The organism is Pedobacter sp. Leaf176 (assembly GCF_001424305.1).
Taxonomy (GTDB): domain Bacteria; phylum Bacteroidota; class Bacteroidia; order Sphingobacteriales; family Sphingobacteriaceae; genus Pedobacter.
In genome coordinates this window covers 1055315-1075927 of the sequence record NZ_LMPD01000001.1, presented here as the reverse complement: position 1 = coordinate 1075927, position 20613 = coordinate 1055315, and the positions used below count along the sequence as shown (strand labels likewise).

General features: G+C 38.5%; 21 protein-coding genes. 18 read left to right on the top strand and 3 right to left on the bottom strand.

Annotated features, from left to right (window positions below; all coding sequences use genetic code 11):
* Nucleotides 1-8 precede the first annotated feature (8 nt).
* The 15 genes from ilvD (at nucleotide 9) to ASF92_RS04855 (ending at nucleotide 16651) form a co-directional block, all read left to right on the top strand.
* Nucleotides 9-1691, top strand: coding sequence for a dihydroxy-acid dehydratase (ilvD, locus tag ASF92_RS04925; protein ID WP_056088608.1), 1683 nt, complete (start codon nucleotides 9-11; stop codon nucleotides 1689-1691).
* A gap of 44 nt (nucleotides 1692-1735) precedes the next feature.
* Nucleotides 1736-2323: an ORF6N domain-containing protein gene (locus ASF92_RS04920; RefSeq protein ID WP_056088605.1), complete on the top strand. Its 588-nt coding sequence runs from the start codon at nucleotides 1736-1738 to the stop codon at nucleotides 2321-2323.
* A gap of 21 nt (nucleotides 2324-2344) precedes the next feature.
* Nucleotides 2345-4096, top strand: coding sequence for a biosynthetic-type acetolactate synthase large subunit (gene ilvB, locus ASF92_RS04915; RefSeq protein WP_056088602.1), 1752 nt, complete (start codon nucleotides 2345-2347; stop codon nucleotides 4094-4096).
* A 108-nt stretch (nucleotides 4097-4204) separates the two neighbouring features.
* The gene (gene ilvN, locus ASF92_RS04910; RefSeq protein ID WP_056088599.1) at nucleotides 4205-4843 is read left to right on the top strand and encodes an acetolactate synthase small subunit; all 639 of its coding nucleotides are present in this window, start codon (nucleotides 4205-4207) and stop codon (nucleotides 4841-4843) included.
* A 59-nt stretch (nucleotides 4844-4902) separates the two neighbouring features.
* A complete protein-coding gene (locus ASF92_RS04905; protein ID WP_056088597.1) occupies nucleotides 4903-5373 on the top strand; it encodes a DinB family protein in 471 nt (156 codons plus the stop codon).
* Nucleotides 5374-5697: 324 nt separating this feature from the next.
* Nucleotides 5698-7179 carry a ketol-acid reductoisomerase gene (ilvC, locus tag ASF92_RS04900; protein WP_056088592.1) on the top strand — a complete coding sequence of 494 codons (1482 nt, stop codon included), beginning with the start codon at nucleotides 5698-5700 and terminating at the stop codon, nucleotides 7177-7179.
* 56 nt (nucleotides 7180-7235) lie between these two features.
* A complete protein-coding gene (gene leuC, locus ASF92_RS04895) occupies nucleotides 7236-8648 on the top strand; it encodes a 3-isopropylmalate dehydratase large subunit (RefSeq protein WP_056088589.1) in 1413 nt (470 codons plus the stop codon).
* Between the two features lie 51 nt (nucleotides 8649-8699).
* Nucleotides 8700-8981 (top strand): antibiotic biosynthesis monooxygenase, encoded by a 282-nt coding sequence (locus tag ASF92_RS04890; protein WP_056088586.1) that lies wholly within the window; start codon nucleotides 8700-8702, stop codon nucleotides 8979-8981.
* Between the two features lie 98 nt (nucleotides 8982-9079).
* Nucleotides 9080-9841: a trans-aconitate 2-methyltransferase gene (locus tag ASF92_RS04885; RefSeq protein ID WP_056088584.1), complete on the top strand. Its 762-nt coding sequence runs from the start codon at nucleotides 9080-9082 to the stop codon at nucleotides 9839-9841.
* 65 nt (nucleotides 9842-9906) lie between these two features.
* Nucleotides 9907-10494, top strand: a complete 588-nt coding sequence (leuD, locus tag ASF92_RS04880) for a 3-isopropylmalate dehydratase small subunit (RefSeq protein ID WP_056088581.1) — start codon at nucleotides 9907-9909, stop codon at nucleotides 10492-10494.
* 89 nt (nucleotides 10495-10583) lie between these two features.
* Nucleotides 10584-12089 (top strand): ATP-binding cassette domain-containing protein, encoded by a 1506-nt coding sequence (locus ASF92_RS04875; RefSeq protein WP_056088580.1) that lies wholly within the window; start codon nucleotides 10584-10586, stop codon nucleotides 12087-12089.
* A 44-nt stretch (nucleotides 12090-12133) separates the two neighbouring features.
* The gene (leuB, locus tag ASF92_RS04870; RefSeq protein ID WP_056088577.1) at nucleotides 12134-13234 is read left to right on the top strand and encodes a 3-isopropylmalate dehydrogenase; all 1101 of its coding nucleotides are present in this window, start codon (nucleotides 12134-12136) and stop codon (nucleotides 13232-13234) included.
* Nucleotides 13234-14739, top strand: coding sequence for a 2-isopropylmalate synthase (locus tag ASF92_RS04865; RefSeq protein ID WP_056088574.1), 1506 nt, complete (start codon nucleotides 13234-13236; stop codon nucleotides 14737-14739). Before leuB ends, ASF92_RS04865 begins: the two co-directional genes overlap by 1 nt.
* Nucleotides 14740-14893: 154 nt before the next feature.
* A complete protein-coding gene (ilvA, locus tag ASF92_RS04860) occupies nucleotides 14894-16144 on the top strand; it encodes a threonine ammonia-lyase IlvA (protein ID WP_056088572.1) in 1251 nt (416 codons plus the stop codon).
* Nucleotides 16145-16303: 159 nt separating this feature from the next.
* Nucleotides 16304-16651 (top strand): cupin domain-containing protein, encoded by a 348-nt coding sequence (locus ASF92_RS04855; RefSeq protein ID WP_056088569.1) that lies wholly within the window; start codon nucleotides 16304-16306, stop codon nucleotides 16649-16651.
* Between the two features lie 84 nt (nucleotides 16652-16735).
* Here the strand turns inward: ASF92_RS04855 and ASF92_RS04850 are convergent, their stop codons facing one another.
* Nucleotides 16736-17296 (bottom strand): DUF4230 domain-containing protein, encoded by a 561-nt coding sequence (locus tag ASF92_RS04850; RefSeq protein ID WP_056088566.1) that lies wholly within the window; start codon nucleotides 17294-17296, stop codon nucleotides 16736-16738.
* Nucleotides 17297-17431: 135 nt separating this feature from the next.
* On the opposite strand from ASF92_RS04850, the gene ASF92_RS04845 reads away from it, so the two are divergent.
* Nucleotides 17432-17842, top strand: a complete 411-nt coding sequence (locus ASF92_RS04845) for a hypothetical protein (protein ID WP_056088563.1) — start codon at nucleotides 17432-17434, stop codon at nucleotides 17840-17842.
* A 9-nt stretch (nucleotides 17843-17851) separates the two neighbouring features.
* On the opposite strand, the gene ASF92_RS04840 is transcribed toward ASF92_RS04845, so the two are convergent.
* Nucleotides 17852-18844 carry an ABC transporter ATP-binding protein gene (locus tag ASF92_RS04840; RefSeq protein ID WP_056088558.1) on the bottom strand — a complete coding sequence of 331 codons (993 nt, stop codon included), beginning with the start codon at nucleotides 18842-18844 and terminating at the stop codon, nucleotides 17852-17854.
* Nucleotides 18845-18987: 143 nt separating this feature from the next.
* Between ASF92_RS04840 and ASF92_RS04835 the strand changes: the two genes are divergently transcribed.
* A complete protein-coding gene (locus tag ASF92_RS04835; RefSeq protein ID WP_056088555.1) occupies nucleotides 18988-19272 on the top strand; it encodes a DUF6364 family protein in 285 nt (94 codons plus the stop codon).
* Entirely contained in the window at nucleotides 19262-19678 is a 417-nt protein-coding gene (locus ASF92_RS04830) for a PIN domain-containing protein (RefSeq protein ID WP_056088550.1), read from the top strand. Before ASF92_RS04835 ends, ASF92_RS04830 begins: the two co-directional genes overlap by 11 nt.
* Before the next feature lie 62 nt (nucleotides 19679-19740).
* Here the strand turns inward: ASF92_RS04830 and ASF92_RS04825 are convergent, their stop codons facing one another.
* Nucleotides 19741-20538: an outer membrane beta-barrel protein gene (locus ASF92_RS04825; RefSeq protein ID WP_056088547.1), complete on the bottom strand. Its 798-nt coding sequence runs from the start codon at nucleotides 20536-20538 to the stop codon at nucleotides 19741-19743.
* Nucleotides 20539-20613 lie beyond the last annotated feature (75 nt).

The following is a 20613-nucleotide window of genomic DNA, read 5'->3' as shown; positions in this document are numbered from 1 at the left end:
ATTAGACAATGAGCGAATTAAACAAGTACAGTAAAACATTTACACAAGACCCTACACAACCTGCTGCACAGGCCATGTTATATGGAATCGGATTAACCGATGCAGATATGGCAAAAGCGCAAGTCGGAATTGCAAGTATGGGTTACGATGGTAACACCTGCAACATGCACCTGAACGACCTTGCAAAAGATGTGAAAACCGGGGTCTGGAAAAATGATTTAGTGGGCTTGGTTTTTAATACCATTGGCGTGAGTGATGGCATGAGCAACGGTACTGATGGCATGCGTTATTCGTTAGTAAGCCGCGATGTAATTGCAGACAGTATCGAAACCATTTGTGGTGGCCAATACTATGATGGCATTATTTCTATTCCTGGCTGTGATAAAAATATGCCAGGTGCGATTATGGCAATGGCTCGTCTAGACCGCCCGTCTATTATGGTTTATGGCGGTACGATTGCGCCCGGACATTATAAAGGCGAAGAATTAAACATTGTTTCCGCTTTTGAAGCTCTGGGGCAAAAAATCTGTGGAAATTTATCTGAAGAAGATTACCAAGGCATTATTAAACATACTTGTCCAGGTGCCGGAGCCTGTGGTGGAATGTATACGGCGAATACAATGGCATCAGCTATTGAGGCTTTGGGTATGAGTTTACCTTACTCTTCCTCAAACCCGGCGATTAGTACGGAGAAAAAACAAGAGTGCTTAGATGCCGGAAAGTATATGAAAATATTATTAGAAAAAGACATCAAACCATCTGATATTATGACGAGGAAAGCATTTGAAAATGCCATCCGTGCGATCATTATCTTGGGAGGAAGTACCAATGCAGTACTACATTTTATTGCAATGGGTAAAGCTATCGGAGTTGAAATTACACAGGATGATTTCCAGAGAATGAGCGATGTAACTCCGGTTTTAGCTGATTTTAAACCAAGCGGAAAATACCTGATGCAAGATCTACACCAATACGGTGGTATTCCTGCAGTGTTGAAATTCTTACTGAATGAAGGCTTATTGCATGGCGATTGCCTGACCGTAACCGGAAAAACGATGGCTGAAAACTTAGCTGATGTGAAATCAATTATGGATTACGACCAGAAAATCATTCAGAAATTGAGCGAACCAATCAAACCAACAGGTCACTTACAAATTCTTTATGGAAATTTAGCGGAGAAAGGTTCAGTTGCAAAGATTTCTGGTAAAGAAGGCGAAAAATTCGAAGGTCCGGCACGTGTTTTTGATGGCGAGCATGATTTAATTGCTGGTATTTCCAGCGGTCGTGTTCAACCGGGTGATGTAATTGTAATCAAAAACTCTGGCCCAGTTGGCGCTCCGGGTATGCCTGAAATGTTAAAGCCAACATCGGCCATTATCGGTGCAGGTTTAGGTAAGTCGGTTGCTTTAATTACCGATGGTCGCTTTTCTGGTGGAACACACGGATTTGTAGTGGGTCACATTACGCCAGAATCTTATAAAGGAGGTTTAATTGGTTTAGTTGAGGATAACGACCCAATTTTAATCGACGCCGTTAATAACATAATTAGTTTACAAGTAAGTGAAGAGGTAATCGCAGAGCGAAGGAAGAAATATGTTCAACCAGCATTGAAAGTGACGAAAGGTGTGCTTTATAAATATGCTAAAACAGTTTCAGACGCAGCAAGTGGTTGCGTAACTGATGAATATTAAGTTTGAAGTCATCCCGACAATAAATCAACATAAAACTTAAAGATATGCAGATTATTAAGAGCATTCAAAGTAGAATTTATTCGATTCGGGGTGAAAGAGTAATGCTAGATTTCGATTTGGCTTTGCTTTATGAAGTTGAAACAAAGGTTTTGAATCAAGCGGTAAAACGAAATATAGAACGTTTTCCAGATGATTTCATGTTTAAGTTGACAAATGAAGAGTTTGAAAATTTAAGATTTCAAATTGAAAACAACCAAAATATGTCATCACAAATTGTGGCTACATATACCCCCAACTTGAAGTCACAAATTGTGACTTCAAGTTGGGGCGGTACAAGAAAGCTACCCTACGCCTTTACAGAGCAAGGTGTAGCGATGCTAAGTGGAGTTTTGAGAAGCGAAAGGGCAATTAATATGAACATTGCCATTATGAGAGCCTTTGTTGATGTTCGCAAAATTTTGCTAAAACAAAGCAATATTAATGAACAGCTACTTGAAATTAAAGAGCGACTTGGCGAGCATGATGTTCAATTAAACGAACTCTACGATGCAATGGATAACATGCTCGACGAAAAAATTGCTCAATTAAAATGGAAAGATAGGGAGCGGATTGGGTTTAAAATTAAAGAATAATAGAACCGTAAAAACATAATTATGGAAACTGCACAAGATACGATACAACAAACCGAGGCGAAAGCAGAAGCTTCAAAAACTTTATTCAAAGGAACAGGCTCGCAGGTTTTGTTGAATGGATTAATTGAAGAGGGCGTAACCACCATTTTCGGCTATCCAGGCGGCGCTATCATGCCAATTTACGATACACTTTACGATTACGCAGACAAACTAGAGCATATTTTAGTTCGACATGAGCAAGGTGGTATTCATGCCGCACAAGGTTTTGCCAGAACAAGTGGAAAGGTTGGGGTTTGTTTTGCAACAAGTGGTCCGGGCGCAACTAATTTAGTCACTGGTTTAGCCGATGCTCAAATCGATAGCACTCCTTTGGTTTGTATCACAGGGCAGGTTTTTGCACATTTATTGGGAACGGATGCTTTTCAGGAAACGGATGTGATTAACATTACAACCCCCGTTACTAAATGGAATTATCAGGTTACGGATGCCAAAGAAATTCCAGAGGTTTTAGCAAAAGCTTTCTACATCGCAAAAAGCGGCAGACCAGGACCAGTTTTAATTGACATTACTAAGAATGCACAATTACAGGTGGAGGAATTTCCTGACTATATAAAATGTAATCATATCCGCTCTTATCGCCCAAAACCGACAGTTAGGGTTGAATATATTGAGCAAGCGGCAGCATTAATCAATGCGGCCAAAAAACCATTTGTATTATTCGGACAAGGCGTTATTTTAGGCAAAGCGGAAGCAGAGTTCAAAGCGTTTATTGAGAAATCTGGTATTCCTGCTGCCTGGACAATAATGGGTGATGGCGCAATTCCAACTTCACACCCATTAAATGTTGGAATGCTAGGGATGCATGGCAATTATGGCCCTAATGTCTTGACTAATGAATGTGATGTATTAATTGCCATCGGAATGCGTTTCGATGACCGCGTAACTGGCCGTTTGGATAAATATGCCAAGCAGGCAAAAGTGATTCATTTCGATATCGATCCTGCTGAGATTGATAAAAATGTTAAGGCGGAAGTAGGTGTTTGGGGCGATTGTAAAGAAACCCTACCGCTATTAACCAATCTGGTTAATGAAAGCAAACACGAAGAATGGTTAGCGAAATTTAAGGATTACAACCAGCAGGAAATAGACCAGGTAATTACGCCAGAGCTTCATCCAACAAGTGATGAAATGACTATGGGTGAAGTATTACGTAACATCAATGAAATATGTGGTGGTGATGCTATAATTGTGACTGATGTTGGTCAACACCAGATGGTTGCCTGCCGTTATGCCAAATTTAATAACACCCGAAGTAACATCACCTCTGGTGGCCTTGGTACTATGGGCTTCGGCTTGCCGGCTGCAATTGGTGCAAAATATGGTGCCCCAGACAAAACGGTCATCGCAATTATCGGCGATGGTGGTTTTCAAATGACTCCGCAAGAGTTAGGTACTATTATGCAGTTTGGTGCGGCAGTAAAAATTTTGATTTTGAATAATCGCTTCTTAGGGATGGTTCGCCAATGGCAACAATTATTCCACGATAAACGATACTCTTTTGTGAACATTACCAGTCCTGATTTTGTGGCCTTAGCCAAGGCATACTACATTGAAGCTGACAAAGTTGATGAACGTATAAACTTGAGAAAAGCGTTGGAAACGATGATTAATCACGAAGGTTCCTATCTTTTAGAAGTGATGGTTGGAAGAGAAAATAACGTTTTTCCAATGGTTCCACAAGGAATGAGCGTGAGTGAAATCAGGTTGAAATAAGATTAAATCTGATCGTAATCTCGACTGGAGCGCAGCGAAATGGAGAGAACTTTGAACAAAGATTTCTCCGCAAGGTCGAAATGACGACAAGGTAAAAAAGAAATTATTATGAGTACTGAAAATACAATAGAACATAAAATAGATAAGGCTGATTTAGACGGAAAGCAGGAATACACCATCACGGTTTATGCTGAGAACCGGATCGGTTTATTAAACAGGATTGCGATTATTTTCTCGAAAAGAAAAATCAATATCGAGAGCCTAAATAGCTCGGCCTCTGAGATTGATGGAATTCATCGTTTCAACATCGTAATTACAGAAAGTTATGAGGTTGTGCGGAAACTTGCCCGACAGATTGAAAAGCAAATTGAAGTTTTGAAAGTTTATTTCAATACTAACGACGAAATCATCTGGCAGGAATTAGCGCTTTATAAAGTTTCTACCGATGAAATTGCCGAAAAGGTAACGGTTGAACGTTTGTTAAGGCAATATGGTGCAAGTGCGGTGGTTATTCGTAAAGATTATACCGTTTTTGCGGTAACTGGTCATAGAGAAGAAACAGATGCTTTAGTGAAAGCCCTTGAGCCTTACGAACTGATTGAATTTGTGCGTTCTGCAAGGGTTGCCATTATTAAAGATAGCGCCGGTTTCCACGAAAAACTGAAAGAATTTGAGGCCTTTGAACCTGGAGAAGAACTGGTAGAAAATGAGTTCTTAGATAAAGGCGAGAAGATATTTACAATGTAAATGAGGACGACGTTATAAGTTCAGGACGTAAAACTTAAAACCTAAAACAATAGAAAAAAATGAACGAAATATTTGATTTTATAATTACCTCACGCAAAGCCCTTATTCAGTTAATAGATGGCTTAACGATTGAGCAATTGAATAAAATTCCTGAAGGTTACAACAACAATATCATTTGGAATTTCGGGCACATTGTGGTAAGTACACAAACGCTTTGTTATGTACGCACCGGGATTTTAGCAGATGCAAACTCGGTAAAATTTAACGAATTCTATAAGAAAGACACCCGGCCGACGTACACTGTAACGGCGGTGGAAGTTGCGGAATTAAAAGCATTAGCCATTAATAGTATTGAAAAGATAAAAGAAGATTATGCAAATGGCGTTTTTGCAAACATCACGCCTTTTTCAACTTCCACATATGGAGCAGAGATGAAAAGCATAGAAGAAGTGCTGGTTACCACGATAGGGCACGATAACGTGCATTATGGATATGCCTGGGCACTGAAGAAAGGCGTAGAAAGGGTTTAGGGTTTAGGGTTTAGGGTTTAGGGTAACAACACCGAACCTGAGTAAAATAAACCCGATTGAAGTGAAAATATTTTTTGAAGGGTTTACGAAAAAGATTGCCACGTCGTTCCTCCTCGCAATGACGGAAATGGAGCGAATGACAGGAGTTAAAAAAGATTGAAACGAAAAGCAGGACTGATGAACCGAAAAGCACATAAAATTGCTTTACATATTCAGAGTACGCTCAATATGATAAAAATGTTCGTGAGGATACGAACCAAGGCAGTAAAACTGCAAAAAACGAAATAATTAGAAAATAGAACCATAAAATAAATAACAAAAACGATGTCAAATTATTTTAACACATTACCTCTAAGAGAAAAATTAAACCAGCTAGGTGTTTGCGATTTCATGGATAGCAAGGAGTTTTTAGATGGCGTTAGCGCTTTGAAAGGCAAAAAACTAGTGATTGTAGGTTGCGGAGCTCAAGGCTTAAATCAAGGTTTAAATTTAAGAGATAGTGGTTTAGATGTAAGTTACACGTTGCGCAAAGAAGCGATTGAAGGCAAAAGAGATTCATGGAAAAATGCAACCGAAAACAACTTCAAAGTTGGCACTTACGAAGAATTAATTCCAACTGCCGATGTGGTAATTAACCTTACGCCAGATAAACAACATACTGCCGTTGTAAATGCAATTATGCCTTTAATGAAGGAAGGTGCAACATTATCTTACTCACACGGTTTCAATATTGTGGAAGAAGGCATGCAAATCCGTAAAGATTTAACAGTTATTATGGTTGCGCCTAAATGTCCGGGCAGTGAGGTTAGAGCGGAGTATGTTCGTGGTTTTGGCGTACCAACTTTAATTGCTGTACATCCAGAAAACGATCCCCAAGGTAAAGGATTAGCACAGGCAAAAGCTTATGCTGTTGGTACAGGCGGACACAGAGCGGGAGTTTTAAAATCATCTTTTGTGGCTGAGGTTAAATCTGATTTAATGGGCGAACAAACCATTCTTTGTGGTTTATTGCAAACCGGCTCTATCCTATCTTTCGATAAAATGGTAGAGAAAGGAATCGAGGCTGGTTATGCATCTAAATTGGTTCAATATGGTGTTGAAGTGATTACGGAAGCCTTGAAACAAGGTGGTATTACTGCAATGATGGATAGATTAAGCAATGTTGCTAAAATCAAGGCTTTCGAAATCTCCGAAGAATTGAAAGACATTATGCGTCCTTTGTTCCAAAAACACCAGGATGATATTATGAGTGGCGAATTTAGCCGTACCATGATGGAAGACTGGGCTGCCGGAGATAAAAATTTATTGAAATGGAGAGCTGAAACTGGTGAAACTGCTTTCGAAAAAACGCCTGCTGGCGATGTTAAAATTGGTGAGCAAGAATACTTCGACAATTATTTATTAATGGTTGCTTTCGTTCGTGCAGGTGTTGAATTGGCTTTCGAAACAATGGTACAGGCGGGTATTAAACCAGAAAGTGCTTACTATGAAAGCTTGCACGAAACACCGCTTATTGCCAATACGATTGCCCGTAAAAAGTTATTCGAAATGAACCGCGTAATTTCTGATACGGCTGAGTATGGTTGTTACTTATTCGACCAGGCTTGTAAACCATTATTAGCTGACTTTATGACTAAAGTTGACACTGATTTAGTGGGTAAAAACTTTAACGAAGGTAAAGATGGCGCTGTAGATAACAGAAAATTAATCGATGTTAACGAGGCAATCCGCTCACACGAAGTAGAACAGATTGGCGCTACATTGCGTAAAGCGATGACTGCCATGAAAGCAATTAAAACTGCATAATAGAACTCAAACCTTATAGGTTTTAAAAACCTATAAGGTTTACAAAAAATAACAAAATGTCAAAAACATTAGTAGAAAAAATTTGGGATGCACACGTTGTAAAAAGCGAAGAAGGCTTTCCTGATATTTTATACATTGATACACACTTAATACACGAAGTAACTTCTCCGCAGGCTTTTGATGGTTTGCGCAAGAGAGGATTACCAGTTTTTCGTCCGCAGCAAACGGTGGCTACTGCCGACCATAACGTGCCGACTTTAAACCAATTACAGCCAATTAAAGAAGAGCTTTCCCGCTATCAGGTGGATATGCTGACTAGAAATTGTGCAGAATTTGGAATCGAACTTTATGGTTTAGGACACCCATTTCAAGGCATTGTTCACGTAATCGGACCTGAATTGGGTATTACTTTGCCAGGTAAAACGATGGTTTGTGGCGATAGTCACACCTCAACACATGGCGCTTTCGGAGCCATTGCTTTTGGTATCGGAACCTCGCAAGTGGAGCAGGTTTTTGCAACGCAATGTTTATTGCTGTCGAAACCTAAAACCATGAAAATTGAGGTTAACGGCGAATTGGGCAAAGGTGTTGGTGCAAAAGACATCATCCTTTACATCATCTCCCAAATTTCTGCAGCTGGTGGTACCGGATATTTTATCGAATATGCAGGTTCGGCAATTGAAGCTTTGAGTATGGAAGCCCGAATGACAATCTGCAACATGAGTATAGAAATGGGTGCCAGAGGTGGTTTAATTGCTCCTGACCAAACCACTTTCGATTATATCAAAGGAAGAGAGTTTGCTCCCGCAGGCGAGGAGTGGGATAAAGCTTTAGCGTACTGGAAATCTTTGTACAGCGATGCTGATGCGAAATTCGATAGCGTTCTAACGTTTAATGCTGCAGATATCGCACCAATGATTACTTATGGAACCAACCCAGGAATGGGAATGGGAATCCAGGAGCATATTCCTGCTACCAATGCGCAACCAGATAAAGAGAAACTTTCTTATCAAAAGGCCTTGGACTATATGGGCTTTGATGATGATGCAGCTTTGATCGGAAAACCGGTTGATTATGTTTTCATCGGAAGCTGTACCAACTCTCGTATTGAAGATTTACGCGAAGTGGCAGATTTTGTAAAAGACAAACGCAAAGCGGATAGCGTAACGGTATGGATTGTTCCGGGTTCGAAGCAAGTAGAGCAACAAGCGAAAAATGAAGGTTTAGATAAAATTTTCGAAGCCGCTGGTTTCCAATTGCGCGAACCAGGTTGCAGCGCCTGTTTAGGAATGAATGAAGATAAAATCCCTGCTGGAAAATATTGTGTTTCAACATCGAACAGAAATTTTGAAGGTAGACAGGGACAAAATGCAAGAACATTATTGGCTAGTCCGCTAACGGCTGCTGCTGCTGCCGTAACTGGAGTAATTACGGATGTTAGAGAAATGCTTTTACAAGAGCAAGGATAAATGAACAAAGATTAAAGATAGCAAAATGCTTGTGCACGGGAATATAAAAACATGATTTTAGAAGTTGCGATATTAAATGTAAAAGCTGGCTTATCAGCTGATTTTGAAAAAGCTTTTAACGAGGCTCAAAAAATCATTTCCTCCATGGAAGGTTACATTTCGCATCAACTAAAAAAGTGTTTGGAAGAAACTGACAAATATATTTTGCTGGTAAACTGGGAAACATTAGAAGCACATACCGAAGGTTTTAGAGGTTCTGCAGAATACCAAGATTGGAAAAAGCTACTTCATCATTTTTATGATCCTTTTCCAACTGTTGAACATTATGTTTAAGCGATTGAGTCGTATATGATTGGATGATTAAATATCGCAGTGCGATTTAATCTAAAAATTCTCTAATCATATGAATCTTGGTCAAAAAGAAAAAAATTATGCCAGAAATAGCTTGGGATGCAAAATTATATGACAAACAACACCACTTCGTATCTGACTATGGAGCGGATGTTTTGCAATGGTTGGCGCCCAAAGCTAACGAACATATTTTAGATGTAGGTTGTGGAACTGGTCAGCTAGCCGCTCAAATTGCCGAAAGTGGTGCAATAGTTTTAGGAACTGATGCATCGGCAGATATGGTTGCAAATGCTAAAACAGCCTATCCAAACTTAAATTTCGAAGTGGTTGATGGAACTAAACTTCCTTATCAGGAAAACTTCGATGCCATTTTCAGTAATGCTACTTTCCATTGGATTGAGAACCAAAATGCTTTAGTGGAGGGTTTGTTGCGAAGCCTGAAAACTGGCGGAAGATTAGTTGCTGAGTTTGGTGGTAAAGGGAATGTTAAAAGCATAACCGATGCCATAAAATCTGCCGCTGAACAATTAGGCTTTGCAGATAGAGTATTGACTGATTTTTGGTTCTTTCCATCAGTTAGTTCTTATTCAAGTCTCTTAGAATTGAAAGGTTTTGAAGTAGAACAAATTTGGTTATTCGACAGGCCAACAAAGCTTATCGGTGAAGAAGGAATGCAGGTTTGGATTAGCCAATTTGCACAGCATGCATTTAAAAATATAACAAAAGAGCAAGCTGAAGGTATTAAGAAGTTGGCTGTAGAAATACTGAAACCCAATTATTTCATCAATGGAGAATGGGTGGCAGATTATAGAAGATTGCGAGTGAAAGCGATAAAAAAGTAATGCGTTTTAGGTTATAAGTTATAGGTCAATACAACAAGCAAACCAAAAAACAAAAAAACAACACAATGAAAAAATTCACAAAGTTAACATCGGCAGTAGTGCCTTTAAACATAGAGAACATTGATACCGACCAGATTATTCCGGCGAGGTTTCTAAAAGCAACCACTCGTGAAGGTTTTGGTGAAAATTTGTTCCGCGATTGGCGTTATGAAAACGATAATCAACCTAAAGCTGATTTTGTGCTTAATGACCCAACTTATGGCGGCCAGGTTTTAGTTGCCGGAAAAAACTTTGGCTGTGGTAGTAGCCGCGAGCATGCGGCATGGGCTATTCAGGATGCAGGTTTCGATGTTGTAATCAGTAGTTTCTTTGCCGACATTTTCAAAGGCAATGCATTAAACAATGGATTGCTACCTATTCAGGTAAGCGAAGAATTCTTAGCTCAGATTTTCGCAGCAGTGGATACAAATTCTAAATCTCCTTTAGAAGTTGATTTAGAAAACCAAACGGTAACTATTATAGAGACAGGCGCACAAGAATCATTTGAAATTAATCCTTACAAAAAATCTTGCCTGATTAATGGTTACGATGACATAGATTTTATTCTAGCGCAAAAAGATTTGATAGAGGAATTTGAGAAAGCTAGAGGCTAAAAGATTAAAACGCACCAAGCTAACACACTCGTCATTGCGAGAAAAAATCAGTGTAATCACTTAATCTGTGTAATCAAACCGCAGGAAATATGAAAGAAAATTCCGTCAGTATTCAGGGTCTAAATCTAAAATACCAGCAAAAGCAGGTGTTAAAGGGTCTGAATTGGACGATTAATTGTGGGGAAAACTGGGTATTGGGCGGTATAAGCGGAAGTGGTAAAACATCTTTGGCTAAAATTATAGCAGGCCTGCAAAGTGCAGCTGGCGAGGTAAAAATTAGTTTTGATAATAATAGTCATTTACCAGCAGAGGTTTTATTTGTAGAAAGCTGGTACCAGTTTAAAAACCTTGAAGGCGTTGCTAATTTCTATTATCAACAGCGTTATACCAGTCAGCAGGCTAAAGATACCTTAACTGTTCATGCAGAATTAGTTGATTTTGGGAAGGAGAGCCATCTACATTTTGATCACGTAGAACCGATTTTAGAAGCACTACACTTTACAACATTTGCCAGTTCTCAATTGATTGAATTATCAAGTGGAGAACATAAAAAATTGCAACTGGTTAAAGCTTTATGGTTGAAGCCGCAATTGTTAATTATCGACCAGCCTTATACAGGCCTGGATGCCACATCACGCAAAAATCTAAATGTGTTGTTAGATCAAGTTTCAATGGATGGCGTTCAATTGATTTTAATTTCCAACGATTCGGAGTTACCAAGTTCTGTTAATCGCTTTGCGGAAATAATAAATGGTCAAATTTCAGTTTCAGATTCAAGAGCTATAACATCAGTTTCTGAAGAAAAACATACAGGAGAAATTCCTGATTTCCTTAAGGAATCACCTGCATATTCTTCAAATAATATTGTAAAAATGGTAGATGTTAACATCAGCTATGTTGAAAAACAGGTTTTAAAAAACATCAACTGGGAAGTTAATGCTGGAGAAAAGTGGTTATTGCAGGGTCATAATGGATCTGGCAAATCAACTCTATTGAGTCTTATAAATGGCGACCATCCGCAGTCGTACGCAAACGAGCTTTATTTGTTTGGCAACAGACGTGGGAGTGGCGAAAGCATTTGGGACATTAAACAACATATTGGTTTAATCTCTCCTGAGTTTCATTGGTATTTTGATGCTACCTCAACCGTTTGGCAGAGTATTGCTTCCGGCTTTTATGATACCGTTGGCTTATTTCAGCAATTGCCTTATTCAAAAAGTGAGCAGGTAAATGAAACGATAGCATATTTTGGGCTGACGGAGCATAAGAACGAACTTTTAGGCTCGCTTCCATTGGGAAAGCAACGCTTGGTTTTATTGGCAAGAACCATCATCAAAAATCCCGAATTATTGATTCTGGATGAACCATGTCAGGGCTTAGACCAGCAGCAAACAAAGCTTTTTAATCAATTTATTGATGAGTTGTGCAATAACGGCATGACGATGATTTACGTTGGCCATTTTGAATCGCAGCTGCCAACCTGCATAGAAAAGAGAATATTATTAGAAAATGGCGAGGTAAAAGTCGTCGAGAGTTTAAACACCAAAATTCGTCATGACGAGGTACGAAGCAATCTTTTGCATCGTACCATCTAAATGAGATTGCTTCGTACCTCGCAATGACGGCAATATACAATACAATGAAGAAGAACATTTTAGTAATACCTGGAGACGGTATTGGACCTGAAGTTACCACATGGGGAAAAGCAGCATTAGAAAAAATTGCTGAAATCTTTGGACATGAATTTATGTTCGATGAGGCTTTAATGGGACATGCCGCGATTGAAGTAACTGGCGAACCACTGCCGGATGAGACTTTAGAAAAAGCCAGAAAAAGTGATGCCATCCTTTTCGGAGCCATCGGTCATGCGAAATATGATAACGACCCAAGTTTAAAAGTAAGGCCAGAACAAGGTTTGTTAAAAATCCGTAAGGAACTTGGTCTTTTTGCTAACCTCCGTCCGATATTACTTTTTGATGAACTTCTTCAGGCATCGAGCATTAAACCCGAAATTTTGAGGGGAACTGATATATTATTTTTTCGCGAGCTAACTGGCGACGTTTATTTCGGCGAAAAAATCCGTTCCGAAGACAGGAATACAGCTTCAGATTTAATGATTTACCACCGTTACGAGGTGGAGCGTATTGCCCATAAAGCTTATCAGGCTGCGCAACAACGCAATAAAAGATTATGTTCGGTAGATAAAGCGAACGTATTAGAAAGTTCCCGTTTATGGCGTGAAACCGTTCAGGAAATTGCAAAACAATATCCTGATGTGGAAACCGAGCACATGTTTATTGATAACGCGGCGATGCAATTGATTAAAAATCCGAAGAAATTCGATGTGGTGTTAACGGCAAATCTATTTGGCGATATCCTAACAGATGAAGCCTCGCAAATTGCGGGCTCAATGGGTATGCTGGCTTCTGCATCGGTTGGTGAAAGCACTGGTTTCTTCGAGCCTATTCATGGTTCGGCACACGATATTACCGGAAAAGATTTGGCAAATCCACTGGCCTCTATCCTATCGGCAGCGCTAATGCTCGAAATTGGTTTCGGCCTAAAAGAGGAAGCCAAATTATTGGTTGATACTGTTGACGAAGTCTTGAAAGAAGGTTTCAGAACACATGATATTGCCGACCAGACCACCAACCGATTTAAAGTTTTAGGCACCGCCGAGATGGGTAAATTGGTATTAAAATTTTTATCACAAAAATCAACTACAATCCCCCAAGCATAATGATACACGATCCCAATAAAGTATATATTTTCGACACCACCTTGCGTGATGGAGAACAGGTTCCAGGTTGCCAATTAGACACCAACCAAAAAATTGAAATCGCTAAAGCTTTGGAATTACTTGGCGTTGATGTAATTGAGGCAGGTTTTCCTATTTCGAGTCCAGGCGATTTTCAAAGTGTGGTCGAGTTATCTAAAGCAATAAAAAACCCAACCATTTGTGCGCTAACACGTGCAATAAAAGGGGATATAGATGTTGCGGCAGAGTCTTTACAATACGCAAAATATCCACGCATCCATACTGGAATTGGATCTTCTGATATGCACATTAAATACAAATTTAACAGCACCCGCGAGAAGATTTTAGAAAGAGCAGTTGAGGCGGTAAGATATGCAAAGAAATTTGTAGAAGATGTTGAATTTTATGCGGAAGATGCCGGGAGAGCGGATAATGAATTCTTGGCTCAGATGATTGAGGCAGTAATTACTGCTGGTGCAACGGTTGTAAACATACCAGATACAAATGGCTATTGCATGCCTGACCAATACGGTTCTAAAATTCTTTACCTTAAAGAAAACGTAAAAAATATCGACCAGGCCATTATCTCTGTACATTGCCATAACGATTTAGGTTTGGCAACAGCAAACAGCATTGCAGGTGTAGTGAATGGTGCCCGTCAAATTGAATGTACCATTAACGGTATCGGTGAGCGAGCAGGAAACACTGCACTTGAAGAAGTGTCGATGATTTTAAAAACCCACAGTTTGGGTTTATATACAGGCATCAATAGCAAACATTTCACCGAAATTAGTGGAATGGTAAGCCGAATGATGCACATGCCTGTTCAGCCAAATAAGGCAATTGTTGGAAAAAATGCTTTTGCTCACAGCTCCGGTATTCATCAGGATGGATTCTTAAAACATCGTGAAAATTATGAAATTATCAATCCGGAAGATGTTGGTTTAAATAGCGCTGACATCATACTAACCGCAAGAAGTGGTCGTCATGCTTTAAAGCACCACTTAGAACGTTTAGATTACGACATTAATAAAATTAACATCGATGATGTTTATGAACGTTTCCTGGTTTTAGCAGATGAAAAAAAAGACATTACAGATGATGATTTACTTTTCTTAATGAGTGATGGCGAAATTGAATCGTACAAAAATGGTTACAAATTAAACTTACTTCAGGTCGTTTGTGGCGATCAGGAAAAACCTACCGCAAACATTAAATTGCAATATGAAGGTGTTGTTAAAGAAGCAAAAGCTGAAGGAAATGGTCCGGTTGACGCCACAATAAATGCAATTGTGAGCATCATTGATAAAGACATAACGCTTAAAGAATTTGCTATTCAGGCAATGCACGGTGGAAGTGATGATGTGAGTAAAGTGAATATGAAGGTGGATTACCAAGGAAAATCTTTTGTAGGGTTCGGTTTCAGTACGGACATTGTTAAGGCATCTGCAAATGCATATCTGGATGCGATTAACAAGTTTTTGTAGAAAGCTGGAAAACGGCAGTGAGAAATGAGATTTGAAAATTAAATTATAATCGTCAAAACTCACAGAAACAGCAATAATTATCTTATAAGCGATAAATATCTTGATACTTGATACTAAAATCTTGATACTTTTAATCGCCCCTTGACAAATAAAAATGAATACAACAAAACCGGGTACATTAGATTTTAATGCTGCATCTCAACGACTTAACGGGGTGGTAAAACGTACGCCCTTAGAGTTTAACGCCAGCCTTTCTGCTCAGTACCACGCCAACATTTATTTAAAACGAGAGGACTTGCAGATCGTACGCTCCTACAAACTTCGTGGAGCCTACAACAAAATCAGCCAGTTGCAAGAATGTGCTTTAGTAAATGGTGTGGTTTGTGCAAGTGCTGGAAACCACGCGCAAGGTGTTGCTTATTCTTGTAAAAAGCTGGGTATTAAAGGCGTAATTTTTATGCCTGAAATAACGCCCAAACAAAAAATCAAACAGGTAAACATGTTTGGGGGCGACAACATCGAAATAATTTTAGTGGGCGATACTTTCGACGACTGTTTGAAAGAAGCGTTGATTTATTGTGAAGAAAAAGCGTCGACATTTATTCCCCCTTTTGATGATGACAAAGTTATTGAGGGACAGGCGACTGTTGCTATGGAAATCTTTGAAGATTTACCTGAGTTAGATGCGATAATTGTACCTGTTGGCGGTGGTGGTTTGGCATCCGGCGTTAGCGCGTACCTGCAAACGGTAAAACCTGCTGTTAAAATTTTCGGCGTAGAACCGATGGGTGCACCATCGCTAAGCGAGGCGCTAAAAAACGGCGGACCCATAACGGTTGAAAATATTGAGCGTTTTGTTGATGGTGCCGCGGTAAAGCGAATGGGCTGGATAACCTATCAATATTGCCAGGAGCTTTTAAGTTCCACTTATTTAATTCCCGAAGGACAAATTTGCACCACTATTTTGAAGCTTTATAATGAAGATGCAATTGTGGTTGAGCCTGCCGGCGCACTATCTGTGGCTGCATTAGAACAGGTTAAGGACCAAATCATTGGCAAAAATGTAGTGTGTGTAATTAGCGGCGGCAATAACGACATCGAACGCATGCAGGAGATTAAGGAAAAATCTCTGCTTTTTGAGGGCTTGAAACATTATTTTATTGTACGCTTCCCTCAGCGTCCGGGTGCTTTAAAACTATTTGTAAACGAGGTTTTAGGTCCGCAGGATGATATTACACGCTTCGAGTTTATAAAAAAAACGAATAAAGAAAATGGCCCTGCTTTGGTTGGAATTGAACTTTCGAACAAAAACGATTATGCCAGTTTATTGCAACGCATGAAAGATTTTAAGTTCGAGATAATCGAGTTAAATCAAGACCAGACTTTGTTTGAATATTTGGTTTAAAGCTTACCGCAAAGAACGCTAAATTTTTCGCAAAGATCGCAAAAAGTATGCCCGTCCTTTGGAGCGGAGCGCAGCGAAGTTGAGAAATCAATCAAAGATCTCTCCATTCCACTGCGTTTCAGTCGAGATGACGTTTTTTCTATAACAGAACTTATAAAAATGAACTTTAAAGATTTAACAAATAAAACCTTAATAAAAGATAACGACATCGATTGGGAAGAACTAGGCGGAGGCGTTAAACGTAAGGTAATGCCTTTTGATGACAACTTGATGCTTGTTAAGGTAGCATTTGAGAAAGATGCCATTGGAACCATTCACAATCATCCCCACCTACAAGTTAGTTATGTTGCCAAAGGAAGTTTCGAAGTGACCATGGGTAATGGTAAAAAAATTCTTAACGAGGGTGATGTTTTCTTTGCCCCATCAAATGTTTTTCATGGTGTAGTTTGCCTGGAGGCGGGTTTACTAATCGATATTTTCAATCCACATCGTAAAGATTTTCTATAATTTTTTCCTACCACCTCAGACATCTAAGTTATCATCCTAATATACTTATTGCTCTAAGGTTTCTTAGGTGGTAAAGCCTATCTGTCAATCGAAAGTTAACCTAACATTCTTATAACCCAAACCCTCAATTATTGGTTTCAACACGTTGATAGCATTGGTTTTAGTTTGCGCCAAAATATCCGATTTTTTTACTTCAGATGTTATCTTTTGTTCTGCTGCTTTATAAGCTTCGTCAACCAGTTTGGCTTCGCGGAAATAAGCCATTTTTGTATCATAAACCCTGGAGTTTTTATGGTCGATTTTTACGTAACAAATTTCAGGTTGTGGCAAATTTACTACAGCTGTATCTGCACTTACTTCAATATCATCACGGTTAATTTTGGTAAGGTCTATACAACCGACAGCCTCCGCCTTAACGATGAGCAAAACGCTTGCCTCAGGCAAAAAATCCGTTTTGTTTTTATGCTCCAAAACATCACTAATCTGATAGCGAACCAGTTCCAATTTGCCAATAGCCTCGATTTTCTCCACCAAAAGCTGATGTTTACTTTCCACGGAGGTGTTGATGCTGAACTTTTTGGAGATGAAAAAATAACCTGCAATTAATAAAATTACCCAAGGTAAAACTCTAAAAATTATTCTCATTATCAGAATGAATTAATTCAATTTTCAATGTTGTGCTGCACTCAATAAACAATTATTAATCCACTTTGTGTGTTTATGCATTTTTGGCAGTTGTTTTGTATTATGCACAACACACACAAATAAAAACTTATCAACATGAGAAAACTTACTATTCTATTTCTTTGCATTGCCACACTAGGTTTGGCCTCATGCAAAAAAGACACCATTGTTTACCCGCCATCAGCTAAAACTTATAATCGCTACATTGAGCCAAACCAATGGGTTCAAAATTCTAATGGCACATATTCATTTACTTGGAATAAACCTGAATTCGATGGCGTAACTTTGGATGATGAAGGCGTATTGGTTTATTTTACTCATCCGACTAGTGACAATAGCGATGTTCAACTTCCTTACACATTTAATTATACGGTTTATAGCTATGAGCTTTTCAGTGGAGGTATAACATTTGATGTTCAGGATAGCAGGAATTTAAACAGTTCGGTTAGACCGAACTATCGTATACTTGTTAAAGTTGTGGTAATTCCATCTGAATTTGTAAATTAATTAATAGGTTCAAAACTCTAAAAAACGACTGATGTTCAATTGAACATAGTCGTTTTTTTTATGTTCACCTCTGTTCAACTGTAGTGCCCGAACACTGACGCCATTTCTTTCTAACAGCAACTCATCATAAAATCCTTTGTAATAAACATCTTTTACTTCAAAACGTCTACTACTCCAATTATTGCTGATTTCTGCCCATTCCGGGTAGAAAACCACATTTCCGGCAAAAGTTTTTAAGCCAAGTTTCTCCGCATCGCCACGTGATAATACAATTGCATTGCCTAAAATCTGAGCAGTATATATGTGTTTTGGATTTTGGTAAATATCGATAGGCCTACCGGTTTGAAGGAGTTCGCCATTTCGCAAAATCAGTAATTGGTCAGCCAGGAATAAGCCATCAGCAGGGTCGTGAGAAACAACCACAACAGTTACACCAGTTTCTGCTGCAACACGTTTTATATCTGCCCTAAGTTGGTTTTTAAGTAAGGCGTCAACCTGACTAAAAGGTTCATCCAGTAATAAAACTTTTGTATCAGCAACCATGGCCTTTGCTATGGCTACACGCTGTTGCTCGCCACCGCTAAGTTCTATTATTTTTTTGTTTTGCAATGGAAGAATCCGTAGATGCTCCATGATAGCCAAAGTTCTTTCAGCCTTGGTTTTCAGATCAGTATTCGATAGCTGTGAGGCAATATTATCGTAAACTTTAGCGTAAATATTCAATGAAAAATCTTGAGTAACCATTTTCATTTGCTTGTGCCCGGGTATCAACTGCTCGTCAGGGCCTTTAATTCTTTGTTCTTCAAAAAAGATCTCGCCCTCATCGGTTTTCAATAAACCGTAAATAGATTTCAACAAAGTTGATTTTCCACTTCCGCTTTCACCAATAATGGCTACAACATCTCCTGCTTTAATATCAAAACTAATATTCTTAATACCTCCGGCCTGTTCAGCTTGGTACTGCTTGGTTAAATTTTTAACGCTGATTATATTATCGCTCACGAAGTAAATATAAAGCTTAAAGCAGAAAGACTAAAGCTTTAAACAAAAGAATATCACACGTGTAGTTCAAATAAAATTTGCACGTGTAAATATATCAACGTATCTTTATATCAAGATGAATTGACGTCAATTATTAGAAGATTATGAATACTAAGCTAACATTAACAATAGACGAATCTGTCATTAAGCAGGCAAAGGCTTATGCAGAAAAGCAAGGCCGGAGTTTATCTGCAGTGGTAGAGAATTACCTTAAAGCTGTAACTAAAAAGGAAAAAGTTGTAAGCAAGGACGATGAACTTTCACCGGTCATAAAGTCTTTGATGCTTCGTCCGAAAGTAAATTTACCCGATGATTACGACTATAAAAAAGAACTGGAAAAAATCAAAGATGAGAAATATCAAAAATATTTAAATAATAATGAAAGTTAACATTCTAATTGATTCTGATATTTTACTTGATTTTTTTCTGAAACGAGAACCATTTTTTATTGATTCATCAAAAATTTTGAATTTATGTGTCAACCAAAAAGTTAATGGTTATGTTTCAGGTTCAATAATAGCCAACACGTATTATTTATTGAGAAAACACTTTAGTCATAAAGATATTTTGTCCGACTTTAAGATATTACTTTCTTTTTTAGATATTTTAATAATTGACAAAAACGTTATTTTGGCTTCAATCGATTCTGAATTCATGGATTTTGAAGATGCACTCCAAAATTTTTCGGCTGAAAATAAAGGCAATATAAATGCTATAGTTACCAGAAACATCAAAGATTATAAAAAGAGTAATTTAAGCGTTTTAACGCCAGGTATGTTTTTAAAAACACTATAAAACAAAAAATCCTGTTCCGCCTAACCGAAACAGGATTTGAATTGATTTGTGTGTTATGTATTTTAATTTAAGCCGAAAGTAATACCAAAGCTCATATTTCTTAAACCAGCTTGAGCAGGGGTTGTAAACATATCGTTGAAATAATATTTGGTAAACAAACCTAATCCACCATAACCAAATCTAACCGTACCCCCGTAACGAACGGATTGGAAATGATAACTGTCATATTGCTTTTCTTTTCCGCGTTCTTCGCTAATTTGTTTTACCTTACCGTTTAATAAGAAACTTACCTCAGGACCTAAAACAAAGTAGAATCTTTTTCCTTTTTTACTCTCCCCTGTACGGAATTCGAAGTTCAAAGGAATGTGCACATAACTACTTGAGAAACGGTTTTTAGAAAATTCGATTGGCTCATTTATGTAAGTCAAAGTCGGTTGATTTTTCTGAATGGTAATGTCATCTCTCAATCTGATTAAAGTCCAGTCAAAACCACCAGCCACATAAACTTTAAAGTTGGAGTTAAAGCGGTAGCCGAATTGCAAAACATCAAAAGAGAATGTACTCGTTTTACCACCTTTATAATCTAAAAATTCATTATTGGGAGATAAGTTAAAGTCACCGTTATCGATTAATCTTGAGAAACCTAAATCGACTCTGGTAAAAGTAACTCCACCTACAAAGCGACCTTTTTTAGAAGTAGTATCCTTTGTGCCAATTGCGTAGATATTTCCACCATCCTTAGCCAGTTGAACTCTCTTGTTCTTGTACTTTATAGTTGAATCTTGTTGTGCACAAGCACCTGGAGCCATAACACCGGCAAGCCCGCTTACCAAAAGTGTTGTAAAAATTAGATGTTTCATATGTTGTGTGTGTTTGAATGATTGGTTGATTGAATTTTGAATGCGTAAATTATTGGTTTAAGGTGACTAAACAAC